Raw genomic sequence first — 20,210 nt, 5'->3', positions numbered from 1 at the left:
GGTTTTGTTTATCATTCACTTGCCAGTAAACCTCAGATCTGGAGCAGGCTTTTCAGTTGCTTCAGCGTTTCAGAATCGGCCTGAGACATGTTTGCATTGCGCGACCGAAACAGGGTGGCCTGACTGCGCAGCATCAAACCATCGTCCAAAATCTTGAGATGGTTGGCACGCAGGGTGTCGCCACTGGAGGTGATGTCGGCGACAGCTTCGGCGGTTTCGTTCTTGACCGTACCTTCGGTTGCACCTTGGCTATCGACAAGTTGGTAGTCGGCCACGCCTTTTTCGCGCAGGAAGTCCCGCACCAAGCGATGGTATTTGGTCGCAATGCGCAGGCGGAAACCGTGGGTCGCGCGAAAGGCGGCGGCGGCGGCGTCGAGATCATCCATAGTGCCGACATCGACCCAGCAGGCGGGCACGGCCAGCACCAGATCGGCTTGACCAAAGCCCAGCGGGGCCAGTTCCTGTACTTGTTGTTCCCACAAGGCCAGTTTTTCACGGATCAGGTCCGTGCCGGTGACACCAAGGTGAATGCGCCCGGCAGAGAGCTCGCGCGGAATTTCACCAGCAGAGAGCAGCACCAGTTCGACATTGTCGATACCCTGCACATAACCGGCATATTCACGGTCTGAGCCGGAACGGCCCAGTTCAATGCCGCGTTTGGCAAACCAGTCGAAGGTCTTTTCCATCAAGCGGCCCTTGGAGGGCACCCCGAGTTTCAGGCTCATGCTACGCCCCCCAGTTTGACGACCAGACCGGGGCGAATAACGCCGCCGACGGCGGGAATTTCGCGACCCTGACCCAGCTGACGGGTTAACGCATCGTAACGACCGCCCGAAGCCACCGGCGGCAGATCGGGGCGGCTTTCAGCGTAAAAGCCAAAGACAAAACCGTCGTAATATTCCATCTGGGTGCGGCCATAGCTGGCCTCGAAGTCCAGTTGGTCGACATTGATGCCATTCTGAGCCAGTGCTTCGAGCCGTTTTTCCAGCCGCTCAACGGCAGGGCGAATGGCGGGCAGATCGACGGCAATGTCGAGTAAACGTTGCAGTGCATAAGGGCTGGTTTCACGCACGGCGAGTATGGCGTCAAGCAGGGCTACTTCATTTTCTGAGATGGGCGCAGCGGCGGCATCTTCTTTGAGGGCGCTGATCCGTTGAAAAATCTCAGCCACAGAACGCAGGCCGGTCATCGGGCCAATGTTGGCCATCGGGTCCTTGGCAGCCAACAAATTGACGCGACTTTCCGGAGCAGGGATTTTGCCCGAGAACCGATCAATCAACGCGCGGAATCGTTTTGGGCGCCAGATGTGGCGGCGCAGGGCCTGTTTGCGGCGCTCGGTCGTGTTCAATCCGTCAACAGCTGCCATCAAGATACCGATGTCACCCGTGGCGGCCCGCAGGTTCATCGGCTTAAGAATATCAAAGATCAGCGCAAAGACGCGGGCGTCGGCCTCAGCCGGATTGGTGCGGTCGAACAGCTCAAACCCGACTTGCATGTATTCATTGGCACGATCCGGATCATCTTCCTGGCGGCGAAAAACCTCACCCGAATAGGTATAACACGCTGGTTCTGCGCCGTGTTCCATGTGCATCTGTACCACGGGCACGGTGAAGTCAGGACGCAGCATCTGTTCGCCACGCAGGGCGTCAGAGGTCACGTAGGCGCGCGCGCGGATATCTTCGCCGTAAAGATCCAGCAGCACGTCAGCGGGTTGCAGGACTTCAGTTTCGACTGGCTGTGCGCCGGCCTGCTCAAACAAACCGCGCAGGCGGTACATTTCAGCCCGGATGCTGGCGCGGGGTGTCATGCGTTTTGCCCGTCAAGAATTTCTTTGACCTTGGCAACCAGTTGATCGCGCGGCACTTCGAACTGACTGGGACGTTCTTTCCATTCCTCTAGCGTGGCGCTTTCAGCAATCTTTGCACCCAAAATCAGATCCTTGATCTGGATAATCCCATTGGCCTTTTCATCGCCGCCTTCGATCACGGCGATGGGGGAATTGCGTTTGTCGGCATACTTTAGCTGGTTACCAAAGTTCTTGGGATTGCCAAGATACACCTCGGCCCGGATGCCAGCATTGCGCAGCTCAGACACCATGGCCTGATAATCTGCCATGCGATCGCGATCCATCACGGTGACCACAACAGGGCCGGTCACATCGCCACCCATCCGGCCTTTGGCATGCAAAGCCGCCAGCAATCGATCAACACCGATAGACACACCCGTCGCCGGGACCGACTGACCGGTGAAGCGTTTGACCAGATCGTCATAGCGCCCGCCGCCTGAGACCGAGCCAAATTGGCGTTTGCGACCTTTTTCGTCAAAGATCTCAAAGGTCAATTCCGCCTCGTAAACCGGACCGGTATAATAGCCCAAACCGCGTACAACGCTGGGGTCAATGACAACGCGGTCCGCGCCGTAGCCTTGGGCATCCATCAATGTCGCAATGGTTTCCAACTCCTGCACGCCCTCGGCGCCAACGGTTGAGGCGCCAACAGCCGCGCGCAGGTTACTGAGCGTGGCCGCCGCGTCATCCGCACGAGAGGTCAGGAAGGCCAAAACAGGCTCGGCTTGATCATTGCTGAGGCCGATGCCATCGATGAACGCACCAGACGTATCAAGGCGTCCTTTGGTCAGCAGTTCGCGCACGCCGTTGGTGCCGACCTTGTCGAACTTGTCGATGGTGCGCAGAACGTTGTCACGCGCCGCGGCATCATCAGAGAGACCCATCGCCTCGAGCACGCCATTGAGAACCTTGCGGTTATTGATGCGCACAAGATAGTCACCGCGTGGAATGCCGACGGTTTCCAGCGTGTCAGACAGCATCGCGCAGATCTCAGCATCCGCAGCCATTGATGCCGTACCAACGGTGTCGGCATCACATTGATAAAACTGGCGGAACCGGCCAGGGCCAGGTTTTTCGTTGCGCCAGACCGGCCCCATCGCATAGCGGCGATAAGGAGTTGGCAGATCGTTGCGGTACTGGGCGTAAACGCGGGCCAAAGGCGCGGTCAGATCATAGCGCAGCGCCATCCAGTCGCCTTTGTCTTCGTCATCGGCTTCTTGCCAAGCAAAGACACCCTCGTTGGGCCGGTCAACATCGGGCAGGAACTTGCCCAGCGCCTCGACCGTTTCCACGGCACTCGATTCCAATGCTTCGAATCCATAACGATGATAGACCTCAGCAATCGCACGCAGCATCTGCGTACGCTCGGTTACCTCGGTTCCGAAGTAATCACGAAAACCCTTGGGCGTTTCCGCCTTGGGCCGGGGCTGCTTTTTGATCTTGGCCATTTTGGGTGGTCCTTCAGCGCTCTGAAAACTTGAGGCGGGATGTAGCCGATGGGGACCACAGGAGCAAGGTGCACTGTTGCGTGTGATCCCTTGTTTCATTAATCCGTCACACATGAGCACCGTTGAAGAACATATCGCCCATCTGACCCACACGGTTGATGAACTGTCACAGGAAGTGGCCCGCCAACAGACCGAGATCGCAATGCTGACGCGGAGGGTCCAGTTGTTGATGGAGCGCGAGGCCGGGCGTGAGGCCGATGAGGGCAGTCAGATTGTACTGGGAAATGAACGCCCGCCACACTGGTGAGGCTGTTCAGACGCCCTTGCGGTCCTGTGCGGCAACCCGGCCATTGTGTAAGAGAACATTATTCCAACGCGCATTGCCGCCAAAGCGTTCATAAATACTCAGGAAAACAGTACCGCGCTCTAACCGTTTGACCTTTTTGCCACAAGGTTTGCGCTTGGGCACGCCGCAAGCTTTGGATTTCAGTCGATCATAAGCTTTGTCGGTGTCGCTGTAAGGGTGCACGTCGGCGGGCAATCCATAGCGGATCTGTTCATGCATGGTAACAGATCCAAACACCGCCAGCGCCGCCGTAAATTGCCGCGCACAACCGTCGCCAAAACCAGTCAGGTAAAACGTGCGCAGACCGGTTGAACCCGGTTTGCTATCGTATAGCCGGTATTTTGGTGACTTCTCAGGGTGCTTTTCCACCGCCTTGCCCAATTGCTTACGGCTGACGCTGCAGTTCTTAACCACTTTGCCAAACGGGACCGGGCCAGAAAGTGCCGCGAGCGGTGGGGTATTTTTGCTGGCTTTAGGCGCAATTTCTAGCAGCGGCGCACCCTCGGCCACGTCTTCCGAGGCAAAACGCGGCATATCGCTGATCGGTTCACTACAGGCGACCAGAGACATCGAGACCAGAATGAAAAACGGCAGCTTCAAAAGATTCCCCTTATAGGTTGGTGAGGCTTTACACGAAAACGGGGTGTCAGGTCTATGGGGGGGTGTTTGCCGGGGATGGATTCCGGCTGGAGGTTGCTGGAATATCCCTCAAAAAAAGGAGTCACTCTACCATAGATTGCCACAATTAAAACAAACTCTCATTGCACCTAGCTGGCCATGAGCGAGAATATATCTATACCCCCGAGCAAGACTTTACCCAAATGGCTGGGATACTCTTTTGGTTTCCTTTTTATCCTAGGGTGTTGCCCGGCTATCGCCCAGAAATTCGGGCACCAGTTCCTTGCATCGCCAGATTGGTTGAGCCAAACGCGGATTATTGCAATGGGATTTGCGTGCGGTTTTTCTGTTTTGCTGCTTTGGCTTACGATCAAAGGCATGAAGATCAGGGGCCAGAACAAAAGCAAGTTCGTCAAAGGCCTTACATACTTGTTCGCACCGTTCTTCGGTTATTACATTGGCTTCACTATCGTAGCGCTAGGTCTCCCGATGTTGGGGGCTGTCATTGTGGGGGGCAACACTGAGGTAACCTATACAGTTACCAAATTCGAAAAACGGCGCAACCGAAGTTGCTCGAACCCGATCACCCTTGAACGCTTACCTTTCGTACACAATGAGCTTTGTAATTTTTCGGCGGAATTTGGCGGTAAATTCAAAGCGAGTGATAAGATTGTCGTCGTCGGCAAAGGGACCAAACTGGGGGTGTTTCCGAAGTCCGCCAGACGCTTCGATACCGAGTAAATCTTACAGTACTTATCCCGCTCGGCATCAAGGAGCGTAGCGACGCCGGGCAGGGCCCGACCACCCCATGGGCGGGCTCTCTTGCAAAGGATGAAGATAGCGCGGTGTGGGATGTGTTTTGCACGATAAAGCGCAGTTTACAGAACGTTACGATGCCCACCCGCGGTCGGGCCCTGCCCTCCTAAAATTCCTCAACCGCCATCACTCCAGCGAGGCTTTTAATCGCTCCTTTGATTTGTGGATTGACCGGATATTCCCGTCCTGTGTCGATCTCGACCTCTCCGGGAAGGGTGGGGTCAAGCAGACAGAACTGGACCGGGCCGCGGCCGCCGCTTTTGACTGATTTGGCAGCGCCTTCCAAAACCGAGGCAACGGAAGACACGGCTGCGGCATCATCGATGAGGATTTTCAGGCCGGCGGTGCCTGCCCCCGCAACAACGTCATCGATCGGCGCAACCGAGCGGCCCAGCAGTTTGAGCTGATCGCTTTCCATCGCCGCCTCGACTGTCAGAACAACCAGCGCACCGGTTTCCAGAAAGTCGCGGGATTTTTCCAATGCCTCAGAAAACAGTGTCACCTCATAGCCGCCAGTGGTGTCACTAAGCTGGGCAAAGGCAAAGCGGTTACCACGGGCGGATTTACGTTCTTGCCGACCAGCAACAACGCCAGCGATTTTCACGATATCAGGAGAGTGTTCAACATGGCGTACTACCTCGTCCAATGTTTTGACTCTTTGGCGTTTCAAAGTGGCTAGATAATCATCCAGCGGATGCCCTGAAAGGTAAAATCCGATGGCGCGGAACTCTTCGGTCAGGCGTTCAGCAGGCAGCCAGTCGTCCATCGACATCAGGCGTGGCTCGGGTAGGTCGTCGCCCGCCTCACCAAAGAGCGAAACCTGATTAGAATTGCGCTGCTCATGCACAGCGGCCGAATAGTTGGTCAGCGCCTCGATGCTGTCGAACACCCGGCGGCGGTTACGGTCAAGTTGGTCGAACGCCCCGGCGCGGGCCAGCATTTCCAAGGGACGTTTGCCAACACGTTTGAGGTCCACCCGGCGGGCAAAATCGAACAGCGTGACAAAGGGGCTGTCTTCGCGCGCATCGGTGATCAAGCGCATCGCTTCGACACCGACGTTTTTCAGCGCGCCCAGCGCATAATGCAGCGTGCCGTCGCGCACGACAAAAGTGGCCTCGGACCGGTTCACGCAAGGCGGCGCATAGGGCAGGTCTAGTTGCTTTTTAACCTCTTCGAAATAAACCGCCAACTTATCAGTCAGGTGCATATCGCAGTTCATCACCCCGGCCATAAATTCAACCGGGTGGTTCGCTTTTAACCATGCAGTTTGATAGCTAACCACGGCATAGGCAGCAGCGTGGGATTTGTTAAATCCGTAGTTGGCGAATTTTTCCAGAAGGTCGAAAACCTCAGAGGCCTTTTTCTTTTCAACGCCGTTTTCAGCCGCGCCCTTTTCGAATTTCGGGCGTTCGGCGTCCATTGCCTCTTTAATCTTTTTACCCATCGCACGGCGCAGCAGGTCAGCGCCGCCCAGCGAATACCCCGCCATGACCTGCGCGATTTGCATCACCTGTTCCTGATAAACGATGATGCCTTGGGTTTCTTCCAAGATATGGTCGATCAACGGGTGCACCGACTCGCGTTCCTTGAGCCCGTTTTTCACCTCGCAGTAGGTCGGGATGTTTTCCATCGGGCCGGGGCGATACAGCGCCACAAGGGCAACGATGTCTTCAATACAGGTCGGTTTCATGCGCTTGAGCGCATCCATCATGCCCGCACTTTCAACCTGGAACACGGCGACGGTTTTGGCCGAGGCATAGAGCTTGTAGGTCAGCTCATCATCAAGGGGGATATGCCCGATGTCATTGGCGGCGCCCTCTTTCGGCTCGTAGATGATTGAACCATCCGCAGATTCGTGGAGCTGCCGCCCACCCGCGCGGATCTGTTTGATGGCATTTTCAATCACGGTCAGGGTTTTCAGCCCCAAGAAGTCAAACTTGACCAATCCAGCCTGTTCAACCCATTTCATATTGAACTGGGTGGCCGGCATATCCGAGCGCGGATCTCGGTAAAGCGGCACCAACGCATCCAAGGGACGATCGCCAATGACCACACCAGCGGCGTGGGTGGAGGCGTTTCTGAGCAGGCCTTCGACTTTCATCCCGTATTTTAGCAGGCGGTCGACAACTTCTTCTGACTTCGCCTCGGTGCGAAGGCGCTCTTCTTGCTCCAGCGCTTTTTCGATGCTGACAGGTTTGACCCCCTCTACCGGGATCATCTTGGATAGGCGATCGACCTGTCCATAGGGCATCTGCAACACGCGGCCGATGTCACGCACGGCGGCCTTGGATAAAAGCGCGCCAAAGGTGATGATTTGACCCACTTTGTCGCGGCCATATTTTTCCTGCACGTATTGGATCACCTCTTCGCGGCGGTCCATACAAAAGTCGATATCGAAGTCAGGCATCGAAACCCGTTCGGGGTTCAGGAATCGTTCAAACAGCAGACTGTAACGCAGTGGATCAAGGTCGGTGACGGTCAGGGCGTAGGCCACCAGTGAGCCCGCGCCCGAACCCCGGCCCGGTCCAACGGGAATGTCTTCATCCTTGGCCCATTTGATAAAGTCCGCAACGATCAGGAAGTAGCCGGGGAAGCCCATGCCCTCAATAATGCCAAGCTCGAACTCTAGCCGTGCTTCGTATTCTTCCACGCTGGCAGCGTGGGGGATCACGGCCAACCGTGCTTTGAGCCCCTCTTGCGCCTGACGACGCAGTTCGTCGACTTCATCATCCGCAAATTTGGGCAGGATCGGGTCACGTCGATACGTACCAAAGGCACAGCGCTGCGCAATTTCAACGGTGTTTTCTATCGCCTCGGGCAGGTCGGCAAACAGCGTGGCCATTTCCTGTGGTGATTTAAAATAGTGCTGTGCGGTTAACCGGCGGCGCGGCTCGGACTGATCCACATACGCGCCTTCGGCGACGCAAAGCATGGCATCGTGCGCCTCGAACATATCGGCCTTGGGGAAATACACGTCATTGGTGGCCACCAGTGGGATTTCCATGGCATAGGCCAGTTCAATCGTGCCGCGCTCTGACAGTTTTTCCGCCTCGGGCAATCCGCCCTCTTCGGGGTGGCGCTGCAGCTCGGCATAAAGCCGGTCACCAAAGGTAGACGCAAATCGACGCATCAGGGTTTCAGCCGCAGGATGTTGACCATTGCGCAAAAGCCGCCCCAATGGCCCATCGGGACCGCCGGTCAGACATATCAAATCACTTCCGTATTGCTCGAGCTCATCCAGCGTGATGTGTGGGAGCTGATCACTGCCACGCAAATACAGGCAAGAGTTCAGCTTCATCAGGTTTTCATAACCCTGTTCATTCTGAGCCAGCAAAACGATGGGCGCAGGTGGTGTCGGGCGTTCCCCGGTGGCTGCCGCGACATAGGCCAGGCTCATCTGGCAGCCCATGATCGGCTGCAGCCCAGCGCCCTGTGTGGACACAGAAAATTCCAGCGCTGAAAACATATTGTTGGTATCGGTCACCGCAATGGCGGGCATGCCCATATCGGCGCAAAGGCCGGGCAGCTTTTTCATCCGCATCGCCCCTTCGAGCAGGGAGTATTCGGTGTGAACGCGCAGGTGGATGAATCGTGGAAAATTGGTCATGGCCGCACCTTAGCCCGGCCCGCTAAGGGGTAAAACCCGTTGTCGCAACTTTCCACCGTTGCCGTACCGGAAACGGCAGCATGATTGCCGCCGTTCCCTTTTTGGTTATCAAAACTTTCCGTTGTCGTGTGGCATCTCGTCCGGGATTCCGGACATAGTATCCCAGTGCTCTACGATTTTGCCGTCCTCGACACGAAACAAGTCAAAGAATGCGGTTGGGGTATCCCCAAGCACCCCCTCGGAGGCGGTGAAAACAAAGTTGCCTTCGGCCACAACAATCGGCGTATCGGAATACCGCATATCCTGGCCTGCTTCGGCCATTTCCTGCAATGCAGCGCCCAACCCCTCAAGCCCATCAGCAACCATGGGATTATGCTGGTGATACGTTTCGGTCGAGATGTAGTCAGTGATCTTTTCAGGCGCGGCACCGTGCAAAACATCGGCCACAAACGCCTGAACCAGCGCCTTGTTTTCGGCCGTCTTGTCCAGGTCGGTCACTTCAGTCGGGCCATCGGTCATAGAGCGACCCGAGGCGGTTTCTGTGACGGGAATTTGCAGGTTGTCCCAATGTTCAGCCACTTTGCCATTTTCGACGCGAAAGACATCAAAGGCCACGAATGCATTAGCGCCGAAAAGCTGCGCATTGTCATAAGTGTTGTGCAGGACGACCAAGTCGCCTTCGTTGATGACGCGATGTGTGGTTACCGCGATGCCACTGTCTTTTAGCGCGGGAATGAACCCCAAGATCGGATCGGCGCCGGTTGGTACGGCAACATTGTGTTGAATGTAGTCGTGCGCAAGTAATTCTTTGGCGGCCTCTGCATCATAATCCACAAAGAGGGCCGCGATGGTGTTTAGGACAAGTTCCTGAGGTGTCATTTTTTGATCCTTCGAATCAGGTTGAAAATTTGATGACACACAAGTATCAATTTAATACCAAGTATCAATTACACACCATTTAGGAACATAGTATGCTTCCAGTAACCGCCCTGACAAAAGAGCAGGCAGAACAATGTCCGGTTCGGCAGGTTTTGTCGAAAGTCACCGGCAAGTGGCAGCTATTGCTGTTGTTTGCGCTTGAGGATGGGTCGCTGAGGTTTGGCGCACTCAAACGCACCATCGGTGACATCACGCAGCGGGTTCTGACCGAGAACCTGCGCAGCCTTGAGCGCGATGGATATCTGACGCGTACCGTTGACCCCGGGCCGCCTGTCGCGGTGCATTATGAGCTGACCGATATGGGACAAGAACTGACGGCGCTAATGAAGCCACTGGCCGCTTGGGCCATGCAAAATCATGATGCTGTCCAACAGTCACGCAAGATTCATGATGCGGCGTAGGGTCAGGCACCACTGCGTGTGAGCATTATGGAATTACCGGACTGGAGCAGCTTGCCTGCGCCTGACCGCAGATCATGTTTGAAGCAAAAATTTCAAGGGGATTCGGGTGCTGAACGTCGGCACAGTTGAAGCCAGCGAGAGAAGCTCTTTCGCATTAAATTTGATAAACGGCGCCATACTTATAATTTCATTTCAGTAAAAATATTAATAATCAGTGCTTTAAAAATCAAACGCGCCCACAACCCAAAACACCCATTTCGCCAACCCCTGAACTGTTTCGGATCAGTACTATTGCTCGATACGGCTGTCGCTCCCTAAACTTGCGCTTACGGTCATCCAATCCACTCACGGATAATACTGACCGCGGTCACGTCAGGAAACTGACAAATACGACAACGGGACGCTCACGAATAGGACACTCAGGTCGCGAGCGGCACCGCATCTAAAAACCGACTATGCGGCCCCTGCAAATAGCTGCTAGGGTGTGGATTGCAGATAAAAATATCGGATCAAAGATCTGGACAAAAAACGCCTTTGGGGAGAGGTAGTTCATGACAGAAACCTTATTGACCATATCTGAGCTGACAAAAGCCTATCCCGGCGTCGTCGCGAATGATTCCGTGTCAATGACCCTAAACACCGGTGAAGTACATGCTTTGCTGGGCGAAAACGGGGCTGGCAAATCAACACTGGTCAAAATGATATATGGTCTGGTCAAGCCAGACAGCGGATCAATGCAGTTTATGGGGCAGGCTTTCGCACCGACAAACCCGCATGCGGCGCGCACCGCTGGTGTCGCGATGGTATTCCAGCATTTTTCATTGTTTGATGCGATGAGCGTGGCAGAAAACATCGCCCTTGGGATGGAAAACCCACCGCCTATGCACGACTTATCCGAACAGATCCGCGCTGTCAGCGAGACCTATGGATTGCCTTTACAGCCTGATCATATTGTCGGTGATTTGTCTGCGGGCGAACGCCAGAGGGTCGAGATCATTCGCTGCCTGTTGCAGGATCCCAGACTGCTGATCATGGACGAACCCACCAGCGTTTTGACCCCGCAAGAGGTGACGATCCTATTTGATACGTTGCGCAAACTAACGGCACAGGGCGTGGGGATTTTATACATTTCGCACAAGCTGGATGAAATTCGCGAGCTGTGCCAACACGCGACGGTACTGCGGCGCGGGCGCAATGTAGGAAGCTGCGTACCAGCCGAAAGCAGTGCGCGCGAGATGGCTGAATTGATGGTCGGTTCGTCTTTTCAAACCCCTGAGCGCAGCCGCCATGAGCTGGGTGCCATGGCGTTAAAGATTGACCAGCTATCAGCCCCCTCACCCAATGAATTTGGTACGGCGCTACGTGATATCTCACTGAATCTGCATGCCGGGGAAATTCTGGGCATCGGCGGCGTGGCTGGCAACGGTCAAGATGAACTGCTGGCGGCCCTGTCGGGTGAAATGCGCACTACACCCGGCGCGATTGTTTTTGAGGGCACGGCGATTGGGCAACTGGCCCCGGCTGCGCGACGAAAAATGGGTGTTCTTACAGCGCCTGAAGAACGACTGGGCCATGCGGCCGCCCCTGATATGAGCCTGACGGAAAATGCCCTTTTAACCGGAGCAGAACGGGAAAGCCTAACCAACCGCGGGTTTATAAAATGGAGTGCAGCGCGCGCGTTTGCGCAATCAGTGATCGATGGCTTTGACGTGCGCACACCAGGCACCGAAACAGCCGCCCGCGCCTTGTCTGGTGGCAACCTGCAGAAGTTTGTAATTGGTCGTGAGGTGCTGCAGCGCCCTCGCGTTCTTGTCGTGAACCAGCCAACCTGGGGCGTTGATGCCGCTGCTGCAGCTTCGATCCGGCAGTCTTTGTTGGATCTGGCAGCCGAAGGCGTCGCCATTCTTTGCATCAGTCAAGATCTAGATGAATTGATCGAGATTTCAGACCATTTTGCCGCCCTTAACGAAGGGTGCTTGTCGGATATTCGTGAAACTGAAACCCTGAATATGGAACAGATCGGCCTGATGATGGGTGGGGCGCACGGGATGGAGGCAACGCATGCTGAAACTTGAGAAACGCGCACAGCCATCCAAGGAATGGGCCGCGCTGGCACCGGTATTGGCCGTGCTTATCACCATGGTTGCTGGTGGTGCGATGTTTGCACTGTTGGGCAAGGACCCGTTTGAGGTGATTCGCACCATTTTCTGGGATCCACTGTTTGGTGAATTTGCATTTTATTACCGCCCGCAGTTGTTGATCAAAGCCGGGCCGTTGATTTTGATCGCCATCGGGCTGAGCCTTGGGTTTCGTGCCGGGATCTGGAACATTGGGGCCGAGGGGCAATATATTATCGGGGCCTTATGTGGCGCGGGTGTCGGGTTGGCATTCTACCCGTTGGAGGCCTGGTACATCTTTCCGCTGATGATCATGGCGGGTGCGTTAGGCGGTTGGGCCTGGGCCATGATCCCGGCCCTGCTGAAAGTGCGCTTTGGAACCAATGAAATTCTGGTCTCGTTGATGCTGGTCTATGTGGCGGAAAAGCTGCTGGCGGCGATGTCGCTGGGCCCTTTGCGCAACCCCGAAGGTCATGGATTTCCCGGAAGTCGTAGCCTGCAACAATACGAATCTGCGCATAATGCCGAGCTGTTTGCCGGATCTGGCCTGCATTGGGGTGGTGTAACGGCCCTGTTGGCGGTGATCTGCGCCTATATCCTGCTTAACCGACACATTTTGGGCTTCAACATCCGCCTGCTGGGCCAAGCCCCACGCGCGGCGCGTTTCTCCGGGGTGAACCCAAGTCGTTTGACGATTTTCTGCCTTGGTGCCTCGGGCGCATTGGCCGGGCTTGCGGGCCTTTATGAGGCGGCAGGTCCCGCTGGTCAGATCAGCATTGATTTCAATGTTGGCTATGGCTTTACCGCAATTATCGTTGCCTTTTTGGGCCGGTTGCATCCCGTGGGCATATTGCTGGCCGGGTTGTTGATGGCGCTGACTTATATTGGTGGCGAAATCGCGCAGGCCAATATGAACCTGCCAGCCGCGGCCATTCAGATGTTTCAGGGCATGATGCTGTTTTTCCTGCTGGCGGTTGATCTGATGGCCAACTATCGCCTGCGCCTGACCCGAGCGGAGGTATCGTGATGGATCTGTCTTCAATCAATCCGGTCCTGTTGCTGGCGTCATTGATGGTCGCCGCCACGCCGGTGATTTACGCCGCCATCGGAGAGCTGGTGACCGAGCGTTCTGGCGTGCTGAATCTGGGCGTTGAGGGAATGATGATCACCGGGGCGATTTGCGGATTTATTGCAGCCGTGCAGACCGGATCGCCGATGCTGGGATTTTTGGCTGCTGCCGTGGGTGGTGCGGCGCTATCCTTGCTGTTTGCCGTGCTGACGCAATATGCGCTGGCCAATCAGGTTGCCAGTGGTCTGGCGCTGACACTGTTTGGATTAGGGCTTAGCTCTCTTTTGGGGCAGGGTTATGTCGGGATCAAACCGCCGAGCATGCCAAAGCTGGACCTGCCGTTCCTGTCTGACTTGCCGGTGATCGGGACGATACTGTCAGCCCATGACATCATGATTTACCTCGGCTTATTGCTGGTCGCAGCTGTTTGGGCAGTGTTGAAATACACCCGTGCCGGGTTGATTTTGCGCGCGGTAGGAGAAAACCACGAAGCCGCCCATGCGTTGGGCTACAAGGTGACACGTGTACGTGTTCTGGCCATCATGTTTGGTGGTGCCTGCGCCGGTCTTGGCGGGGCCTACATCAGCCTTGTACGCGTCCCACAATGGACCGAAGGTATGACCGCGGGTGCGGGCTGGATCGCGCTGGCGCTGGTGGTCTTTGCCTCTTGGCGCGCCGGGCGCGTATTGCTGGGGGCTTGGTTGTTTGGCGGGGTCACAGTTTTGCAGTTGAACCTGCAGGCCGCCGGTGTTGCCATTCCGGTTGAGTATCTCGCAATGTCGCCCTACTTGATCACCATCGTCGTACTGGTCATCATGTCATCAGACAAAAACAAAGCCCCAGCTTCACTGGGGAAAATATTCCATGCCTCATCTTAAGGGCATGCTGCCAACCAACAGGGAGAAATATCAATGAAGTTCACCAATCTGATTGCCAGCGTCGTGCTTGCACTTGGCACCGCAGGTGCGGCAGTGGCCGAAGACAAAACCAAAGTCGGGTTCGTCTTTGTCGGCCCAGTCGGCGATGGCGGCTGGACCTATGAGCATAACAAGGGTCGCTTGGCTGTCGAAGAACATTTTGGCGACAAAGTCGAAACCGTTTATCAAGAAAGCGTGCCAGAAGGTCCGGATGCCGAGCGTGTGATCACCCAGATGGCCCTGCAAGGTGCCGATCTGATTTTCACCACCTCGTTCGGCTATATGGAGCCGACCCTGAATGTGGCCGCGAAATTCCCGAACGTGAAGTTTGAACATGCCACCGGTTACAAAACCGCTGATAACATGTCGAACTATTCCGCGCGTTTCTATGAAGGCCGAGCAGTACAGGGCCACATTGCGGGCAAGATGACCAAAACCAACGTGGTCGGCTACATCGGTTCTATCCCGATCCCCGAAGTGATCCGCGGCATCAATTCGGCCTATATTCACGCCAAAAAGGTCAACCCTGATGTCGAGTTTAAAATCGTCTGGGTGTTTGACTGGTTTGATCCTGCAAAAGAAGCCGATGCCGCCAAAGCCCTGATCGATCAGGGTGCTGACGTGATCTTGCAACACACAGATTCCACCGCACCGTTGGCCGCCGCTGCAGAGGCTGGTAACGTCATCGGCTTTGGCCAAGCGTCAGACATGGCCGAATACAAAGACGGGCCACGGGTCAGCTCGATCATCGACAACTGGTCGCCTTACTATATCGAACGCACACAGGCCGTGATTGATGGCACATGGGAAAGTGTTGCCACATGGGATGGCATTGCGCCGGGCATGGTTGAGATCGGCGAAATCACCGACAAGGTGCCAGAAGATGTCAAAGCCGAAGCACTGGCGTTGAAGGATGCCATCGCATCTGGCGACTACCACCCTTTCACTGGCCCGTTGAAAAAGCAGGATGGTTCTGATTGGCTGGCCGAGGGCGACATGGCTGATGATGGTACATTGGCAGGCATGAACTTCTACGTCGAAGGTCTGACCGGCGACATCCCGCAGTAAGCCAGACTGTTAACCTTTTTAAAGCTCCGCCAAATGGTGGGGCTTTTTATTTTGATAATTCAAATTTGCGCTTTAACATCTGATCAACGGTTTTATTCAAGGACTATTCAACCCGATGCGCAAACCATTGTCAGGTGTGGCCTCTGTTGCCAAACCCGTTGAGGGCAGCAAACTGTCTGCCCCAGCAGCCGAGCGGAACCGGGATGCCATCATTCAGATATTGCACAGGTTCCTACCGTCGTCAGGCATTGTTTTGGAACTGGCCAGCGGTACAGGACAGCATATTATCGCCTTTGCTGAGGCATTTCCGAATTTGATTTGGCAACCCACGGACATTGATCCGTCCCGCCGTCAGAGCATTGATGCCTGGGCCAAAGAAGCACAACTGCCCAACCTCAACACAGCGCGACCGTTGGACGCCGCCTCGTCTGGTTGGGGTCAAGTGCACGCAGGGCAAAATGCCGTGCTGTTGATTAATCTGCTTCATCTGATCAGCGCGAATGAAGCGCAATGCATTGTGCAAGAAGCTGGACAGGCTCTGGCCCCCGGGGGCATGTTAATGATCTATGGCCCATTTTTACGGGGTGGCAAAACCACCAGCGACGGCGACCAGATTTTTCACAGCCGCCTGCAGGCGCACGATCCCGAAACTGGGTACAAAGACCACGTGGATGTCGACGACTGGGGACGGCACGTCGGCCTGCAGTCTTGTAATATGGTCGAGATGCCCGCCAACAACCTGTTCCTGACCTGGCAAAAACCTGCCATCTGAGCGGTTGTGTTTATGCCCACGGTTGCTAGGCTAATGCAAAGTTCACCTGTATTTTCCCGGAGGGTCTCCCCGTGCTGCGCGTTTTGATTTTATCCCTGATTACCTCGGTTTCGATATGGTCAGCAGCAACACCCGCACAAGCGGAAAACGTCAAAAAGGCCCAGTTTGGTGACAGTAAGCCGGTCAATTGGAAGGGGCGCGCGCCCTCGACCTATCCCGTGCACGGGATAGATGTGGCCCGGTTTCAGGAACAGATTGATTGGAAATCCGCGCGCAAAGCCGGGGTAAACTTTGCCTTTATCAAGGTAACCGAAGGTGGTGATCTGCTTGACCCGATGTACGCCGATCATTGGCGCGGGGCGAAAAAAGCTGGCGTCGCGCGTGGCGCATATCACTTTTACTATTTTTGCACCAAACCCGAAGTGCAAGCCCGCTGGTTTTTGAAAAATGCCAAGAAAGACAAGGGCAGCTTGCCGCCGGTGTTGGATATGGAGTGGAACCCGTTTTCCCCCACCTGCAAGAAACGCCCGCCCGCCGCCGAAGTTCAAAAGCAGATGAAAACATTCTTGAAAATTGTCGAACGCGGTTATGGTCAACGTCCAATCATTTACACCACGCCGCAATTTTACCGAGATGCCGGTCTGCATCAGATGAAAAACGAAGAATACTGGTTGCGCTCTACCGCAAAGACACTGGACAAGGCCTTTCCGGGTCAGAAGTGGAGCTTCTGGCAATATTCCGCCACGGGGGTCATTTCCGGGATCGAAGGCGATGTTGATCTGAATGCCTTTGTCGGCAGCAAGGCCGATTGGAAAAAATGGTTAAAAGCGCGCCAGAGGTAGCGGCGGAAAATCTTACCTTACGTCAGAACTGTGGCAGCCCATGGATTATTCCCCTTAATTCTGGATCCAATCTGTGGTGCATTTGCGCCAGTTTTGCACGAAATACTGACATGGGAGAGTAATGATGTCGCTGTTGAATCTATTAAAACAAGCACAAGGTGGTCAGGGATTAGGGCAATTGGCCCAGCAACTTGGACTGGATAAAGGCCAAGCTGATAGCCTGACAGAAATGCTGGCCCCGGCAATCGGTTCTGCGGCACGCAAACGCGCCGAATCTGGCGGATTGGAAGACGTTCTTGGTGCCCTGCGCGGCGAAAACCAAGCCAGTATGTTTGATGATGCCCCAGCAGCAGCCAGCCAAACCGGTCAGGCACAAGGTCTTGATTTCCTGGAACGCCTGATGGGCGGCCGTAATGAAGCACAGGATCTGGCCAACGAGGCAGCGCAACGTTCCGGCGTTGACCAAAGCCTTGTCCAACAGTTTCTGCCAGCCCTTGCCGCCATGGTGCAGGGTGGTTTGCAAAAGCAGATGCCAGACAGTCAAATCGACAACATGATGTCCAGCCTGAGCAATGCATCAAGCGACAGCGGCGGTGGCCTGATGGGTATGATCGGTAGTCTGGTTGGCGGCAGCGGTTCACAAGGCGGCGGCATGGATCTGTCGATGTTGAACGACATGCTGGACGCTGATGGTGATGGATCGGTTTTGGATGACGTTCTGGGAAAATTAATGCGTTAAGCTTTGTGTGGCGTAAGAGTTTATTAATATCTTTGCGCCACGCTAGTATTACTTCAGACACTCATTGCCTTCTCAAAGTAATGATCACTCACAAAGCAAAACGGGCGGCCCTTGTTGGGTCGCCCACTTCTTTTGGTGTTAACTGATATTGCTTAACCGTCGATACGAATTACTGCGTTTTTCGGGTCATAAGGGCTATCACAGGTGACAACTGCATCCCACAGTTTGTCTTGGATTTTGACCTGCAGCTTGGTGCCTTCGACGGCCAGATCAGGTGAGACATAGCCCATGCCGATGGATTTTTTGAACGCCACCGAATAGCCGCCAGACGTCAAACGACCAACGCGGGTTCCATCAAGTGTATAGAGCGCTTCGCGACCCCATGGATCGGCATCGGATGGGCCGTCGATCAGCAATGTGCAGCATTTGAAGCGCACACCGGTTTCGACCATCTTATCCTTGCCTTGGAAATCTTTTTCCAGATCAACAAAGCGTGGCAGATCGGCCTCAAGCGGGTTCGCATCACGGCCCAATTCGTTGCCAAACGCACGGTAGGATTTCTCCTGACGCAACCAGTTTTGAGCGCGGGCACCAACCAGTTTCATGCCGTGCTTCTCGCCTGCTTTTTCGAGCAAATCAAAGAGGTAGTTCTGCATTTCCATCGGGTGGTGCAATTCCCAACCCAGTTCACCAGTGTAGGCCACGCGGATCGCATTGACCGGGCACATGCCCAGTTCGATCTGCTTGGCCGACAACCATGGGAAGCGCTTGTTTGACAAGGCTGTTTCAGGATTCGCGTCGTTGATCACTTCTTTCAGAACGTCGCGCGACTTTGGACCGGCGATGGCGAAAACACCCCACTGCGTGGTAACATCTTGGATTTCGATGTAGCCGAACTCTTCCATCTTGTCCTCGGCCGCCTTGCGCATGAAGTCGGCGTCGTACTCGGTCCAGGCGCCGGCAGACACGAGGTAGTAGTTGTTTTCGCCGTTGCGCACGATGGTGTATTCCGTGCGGGTGGTGCCATGCGAGGTCAGCGCATAGGTCAGGTTGATTCGGCCAATCTTTGGCAGCTTGTTACAGGTCAGCCAATCGAGGAAGGCGGTTGCGCCGGGTCCTTTGACAACGTGCTTGGTAAAGGCGGTCGCATCGATCAGGCCAACGCCTTCACGGATCGCCTTTGCCTCATCCACAGCATGTTGCCACCAGCCGCCACGACGGAAGCTACGGGCATCGTGGTCAAAAGTTTCTGGTGCATCCAGCGGACCAAAGTAGTTGGGGCGTTCCCAGCCGTTAACCCAACCAAATTGCGCGCCACGTGCTTTTTGACGGTCATACGCCGGTGCCGTCCGCAGTGGGCGTGCCGCTGGGCGCTCTTCGTCAGGGTGGTGCAGGATGTAGACGTGCTCGTAGCACTCTTCGTTTTTGCGGGCTGCAAACTCGGTTGTCATCCAGTTTGAGCTGTAACGTTTGGGGTCAAGTGATGCCATGTCGATCTCGGCTTCGCCATCGACCATCATCTGCGCCAGATAGTAACCTGTACCGCCACCAGCGGTGATCCCAAATGAGAAGCCTTCGGCCAACCACATGTTGCGCAGACCCGGAGCCGGGCCAACCAGTGGGTTGCCGTCAGGTGTATAACAGATCGGGCCGTTGAAATCATCCTTGAGGCCTGATTCAGCACAGGATGGCACACGTTCCGCCATCGCCATGTACTGGTCTGCGATCCGGTCCAGATCCAGCGGGAACAGATCGGCCCGGAAGCTGTCAGGAACGCCGTGTTCAAAACGTGCTGGCGCGCCGTGTTCGTAGATACCCAGGATCCAGCCGCCACGCTCTTCGCGGGCATAGGATTCATTGTCGGCGTCACGTACAACAGGGTGCTCTGGGTTGCCCGCTTCGCGCCATTTGACCAGCTCTGGGTCTTTGTCCATGACGATAAAGGTGTGCTCAACCGGGATGGCCGGCATTTTGATGCCCAGCATTTTGGCAGTACGCTGTGCGTGGTTTCCTGATGCGGTCACGACGTGCTCAGCGGTGATGACCACCTGCTCATCGCTTTCAATCAGGTTTCCGCCCTTTTCCACCATCTTGGTGCAGGTGACTTCCCAGTGGGTGCCAGTCCAATGGAAGGCATCGGCCTGAAGTTTGCGAACGATTTCAACACCACGCTGGCGGGCACCTTTGGCCATCGCCTGTGTCACGTCGGCCGGGTTAATATAGCCGTCTTCGGTGTGGTAGATCGCGCCTTTAAGATCGGAGGTCTCGATCAGCGGCCAGCGCTCCTTGATCTGATCGGGTGTCAGCCATTCATAGCCTACATCACAAGTTTCTGCGATGGATGCATAAAGCATGTATTCGTCCATACGCTCTTGCGTCTGCGCCATACGCAGGTTGCCCACAACGGCGAAACCCGCGTTCAAGCCGGTTTCTTCTTCCAGCTGCTTGTAGAAGTCGACTGAATATTTGTGAATGTGTGTTGTCGCATAGGACATGTTGAACAGCGGCAGCAGGCCGGCGGCGTGCCATGTGCTGCCAGAGGTCAGCTCATCGCGTTCAATCAGCATCACATCATCCCAGCCAGCTTTGGCCAGATGGTAAGCAATCGACGTTCCGACGGCACCGCCGCCAACAACAAGGGCTTTGACTTGGGTTTTCATAGACT

The 20,210-nt window shown here is 55.3% G+C and carries 17 protein-coding genes; 10 read left to right on the top strand and 7 right to left on the bottom strand.

Features of this window, described 5'->3' with window-relative positions; translation table 11 throughout:
* Nucleotides 1-32 precede the first annotated feature (32 nt).
* The 3 genes from hisG to hisS are packed head-to-tail and all read right to left on the bottom strand — an operon-like array spanning nt 33 to nt 3,294.
* Nucleotides 33-725, bottom strand: a complete 693-nt coding sequence (gene hisG / locus D9A02_RS01500; RefSeq protein WP_120499216.1) for an ATP phosphoribosyltransferase — start codon at nt 723-725, stop codon at nt 33-35.
* A complete protein-coding gene (locus D9A02_RS01495) occupies nt 722-1,807 on the bottom strand; it encodes an ATP phosphoribosyltransferase regulatory subunit (protein WP_120499215.1) in 1,086 nt (361 codons plus the stop codon). Before D9A02_RS01495 ends, hisG begins: the two co-directional genes overlap by 4 nt.
* Entirely contained in the window at nt 1,804-3,294 is a 1,491-nt protein-coding gene (hisS, locus tag D9A02_RS01490; protein WP_120499214.1) for a histidine--tRNA ligase, read from the bottom strand. Before hisS ends, D9A02_RS01495 begins: the two co-directional genes overlap by 4 nt.
* A gap of 112 nt (nt 3,295-3,406) precedes the next feature.
* Here hisS and D9A02_RS01485 point away from each other — a divergent pair, with 112 nt between their 5' ends.
* Nucleotides 3,407-3,601: a SlyX family protein gene (locus tag D9A02_RS01485; protein WP_120499213.1), complete on the top strand. Its 195-nt coding sequence runs from the start codon at nt 3,407-3,409 to the stop codon at nt 3,599-3,601.
* Nucleotides 3,602-3,607: 6 nt separating this feature from the next.
* On the opposite strand, the gene D9A02_RS01480 is transcribed toward D9A02_RS01485, so the two are convergent.
* Nucleotides 3,608-4,240: a hypothetical protein gene (locus tag D9A02_RS01480; protein ID WP_120499212.1), complete on the bottom strand. Its 633-nt coding sequence runs from the start codon at nt 4,238-4,240 to the stop codon at nt 3,608-3,610.
* Nucleotides 4,241-4,417: 177 nt separating this feature from the next.
* On the opposite strand from D9A02_RS01480, the gene D9A02_RS01475 reads away from it, so the two are divergent.
* A complete protein-coding gene (locus tag D9A02_RS01475) occupies nt 4,418-4,999 on the top strand; it encodes a hypothetical protein (protein ID WP_120499211.1) in 582 nt (193 codons plus the stop codon).
* A gap of 181 nt (nt 5,000-5,180) precedes the next feature.
* Here D9A02_RS01475 and dnaE read toward each other — a convergent pair whose 3' ends face one another.
* Both dnaE and D9A02_RS01465 read right to left on the bottom strand, forming a co-directional pair.
* The gene (gene dnaE, locus D9A02_RS01470; RefSeq protein WP_120499210.1) at nt 5,181-8,681 is read right to left on the bottom strand and encodes a DNA polymerase III subunit alpha; all 3,501 of its coding nucleotides are present in this window, start codon (nt 8,679-8,681) and stop codon (nt 5,181-5,183) included.
* Nucleotides 8,682-8,789: 108 nt separating this feature from the next.
* Complete coding sequence (locus tag D9A02_RS01465; protein ID WP_120499209.1) at nt 8,790-9,560, bottom strand: nuclear transport factor 2 family protein; 771 nt, start codon at nt 9,558-9,560, stop codon at nt 8,790-8,792.
* 92 nt (nt 9,561-9,652) lie between these two features.
* Between D9A02_RS01465 and D9A02_RS01460 the strand changes: the two genes are divergently transcribed.
* From D9A02_RS01460 to D9A02_RS01425, 8 genes are all read left to right on the top strand, one after another.
* The gene (locus tag D9A02_RS01460; protein WP_120499208.1) at nt 9,653-10,021 is read left to right on the top strand and encodes a helix-turn-helix domain-containing protein; all 369 of its coding nucleotides are present in this window, start codon (nt 9,653-9,655) and stop codon (nt 10,019-10,021) included.
* Between the two features lie 551 nt (nt 10,022-10,572).
* Nucleotides 10,573-12,096, top strand: coding sequence for an ABC transporter ATP-binding protein (locus tag D9A02_RS01455; protein ID WP_120499207.1), 1,524 nt, complete (start codon nt 10,573-10,575; stop codon nt 12,094-12,096).
* On the top strand, nt 12,083-13,165 hold the full coding sequence (locus tag D9A02_RS01450) for an ABC transporter permease (RefSeq protein ID WP_120499206.1): 1,083 nt from the start codon (nt 12,083-12,085) through the stop codon (nt 13,163-13,165). The genes D9A02_RS01455 and D9A02_RS01450 overlap by 14 nt, the downstream gene beginning before the upstream one ends.
* On the top strand, nt 13,165-14,085 hold the full coding sequence (locus D9A02_RS01445; RefSeq protein WP_120499205.1) for an ABC transporter permease: 921 nt from the start codon (nt 13,165-13,167) through the stop codon (nt 14,083-14,085). Before D9A02_RS01450 ends, D9A02_RS01445 begins: the two co-directional genes overlap by 1 nt.
* Before the next feature lie 33 nt (nt 14,086-14,118).
* Nucleotides 14,119-15,192: a BMP family ABC transporter substrate-binding protein gene (locus D9A02_RS01440; protein WP_120499204.1), complete on the top strand. Its 1,074-nt coding sequence runs from the start codon at nt 14,119-14,121 to the stop codon at nt 15,190-15,192.
* Nucleotides 15,193-15,307: 115 nt separating this feature from the next.
* Entirely contained in the window at nt 15,308-15,964 is a 657-nt protein-coding gene (locus tag D9A02_RS01435; protein ID WP_120499203.1) for a DUF938 domain-containing protein, read from the top strand.
* A 71-nt stretch (nt 15,965-16,035) separates the two neighbouring features.
* On the top strand, nt 16,036-16,806 hold the full coding sequence (locus D9A02_RS01430) for a GH25 family lysozyme (protein ID WP_120499202.1): 771 nt from the start codon (nt 16,036-16,038) through the stop codon (nt 16,804-16,806).
* Between the two features lie 124 nt (nt 16,807-16,930).
* Nucleotides 16,931-17,545 carry a DUF937 domain-containing protein gene (locus D9A02_RS01425; protein ID WP_120499252.1) on the top strand — a complete coding sequence of 205 codons (615 nt, stop codon included), beginning with the start codon at nt 16,931-16,933 and terminating at the stop codon, nt 17,543-17,545.
* Nucleotides 17,546-17,697: 152 nt separating this feature from the next.
* Here the strand turns inward: D9A02_RS01425 and D9A02_RS01420 are convergent, their stop codons facing one another.
* A complete protein-coding gene (locus D9A02_RS01420; protein WP_120499201.1) occupies nt 17,698-20,205 on the bottom strand; it encodes an FAD-dependent oxidoreductase in 2,508 nt (835 codons plus the stop codon).
* Between the last annotated feature and the right edge of the window lie 5 nt (nt 20,206-20,210).

The organism is Roseovarius sp. EL26 (genome assembly GCF_900327775.1).
GTDB lineage: Bacteria > Pseudomonadota > Alphaproteobacteria > Rhodobacterales > Rhodobacteraceae > Roseovarius.
Note: the sequence above shows the minus strand (reverse complement) of the source record. Positions and strands in the feature narration are given on the sequence as shown.

Coding starts and splice junctions, on each gene's coding strand:
- hisG (WP_120499216.1), bottom strand. CDS start 725: ATGAGCCTGAAACTCGGGGTGCCCTCCAAGGGCCGCTTGATGGAAAAG.
- D9A02_RS01495 (WP_120499215.1), bottom strand. CDS start 1,807: ATGACACCCCGCGCCAGCATCCGGGCTGAAATGTACCGCCTGCGCGGT.
- hisS (WP_120499214.1), bottom strand. CDS start 3,294: ATGGCCAAGATCAAAAAGCAGCCCCGGCCCAAGGCGGAAACGCCCAAG.
- D9A02_RS01485 (WP_120499213.1), top strand. CDS start 3,407: ATGAGCACCGTTGAAGAACATATCGCCCATCTGACCCACACGGTTGAT.
- D9A02_RS01475 (WP_120499211.1), top strand. CDS start 4,418: ATGAGCGAGAATATATCTATACCCCCGAGCAAGACTTTACCCAAATGG.
- dnaE (WP_120499210.1), bottom strand. CDS start 8,681: ATGACCAATTTTCCACGATTCATCCACCTGCGCGTTCACACCGAATAC.
- D9A02_RS01465 (WP_120499209.1), bottom strand. CDS start 9,560: ATGACACCTCAGGAACTTGTCCTAAACACCATCGCGGCCCTCTTTGTG.
- D9A02_RS01460 (WP_120499208.1), top strand. CDS start 9,653: ATGCTTCCAGTAACCGCCCTGACAAAAGAGCAGGCAGAACAATGTCCG.
- D9A02_RS01455 (WP_120499207.1), top strand. CDS start 10,573: ATGACAGAAACCTTATTGACCATATCTGAGCTGACAAAAGCCTATCCC.
- D9A02_RS01450 (WP_120499206.1), top strand. CDS start 12,083: ATGCTGAAACTTGAGAAACGCGCACAGCCATCCAAGGAATGGGCCGCG.
- D9A02_RS01445 (WP_120499205.1), top strand. CDS start 13,165: ATGGATCTGTCTTCAATCAATCCGGTCCTGTTGCTGGCGTCATTGATG.
- D9A02_RS01440 (WP_120499204.1), top strand. CDS start 14,119: ATGAAGTTCACCAATCTGATTGCCAGCGTCGTGCTTGCACTTGGCACC.
- D9A02_RS01435 (WP_120499203.1), top strand. CDS start 15,308: ATGCGCAAACCATTGTCAGGTGTGGCCTCTGTTGCCAAACCCGTTGAG.
- D9A02_RS01425 (WP_120499252.1), top strand. CDS start 16,931: ATGTCGCTGTTGAATCTATTAAAACAAGCACAAGGTGGTCAGGGATTA.
- D9A02_RS01420 (WP_120499201.1), bottom strand. CDS start 20,205: ATGAAAACCCAAGTCAAAGCCCTTGTTGTTGGCGGCGGTGCCGTCGGA.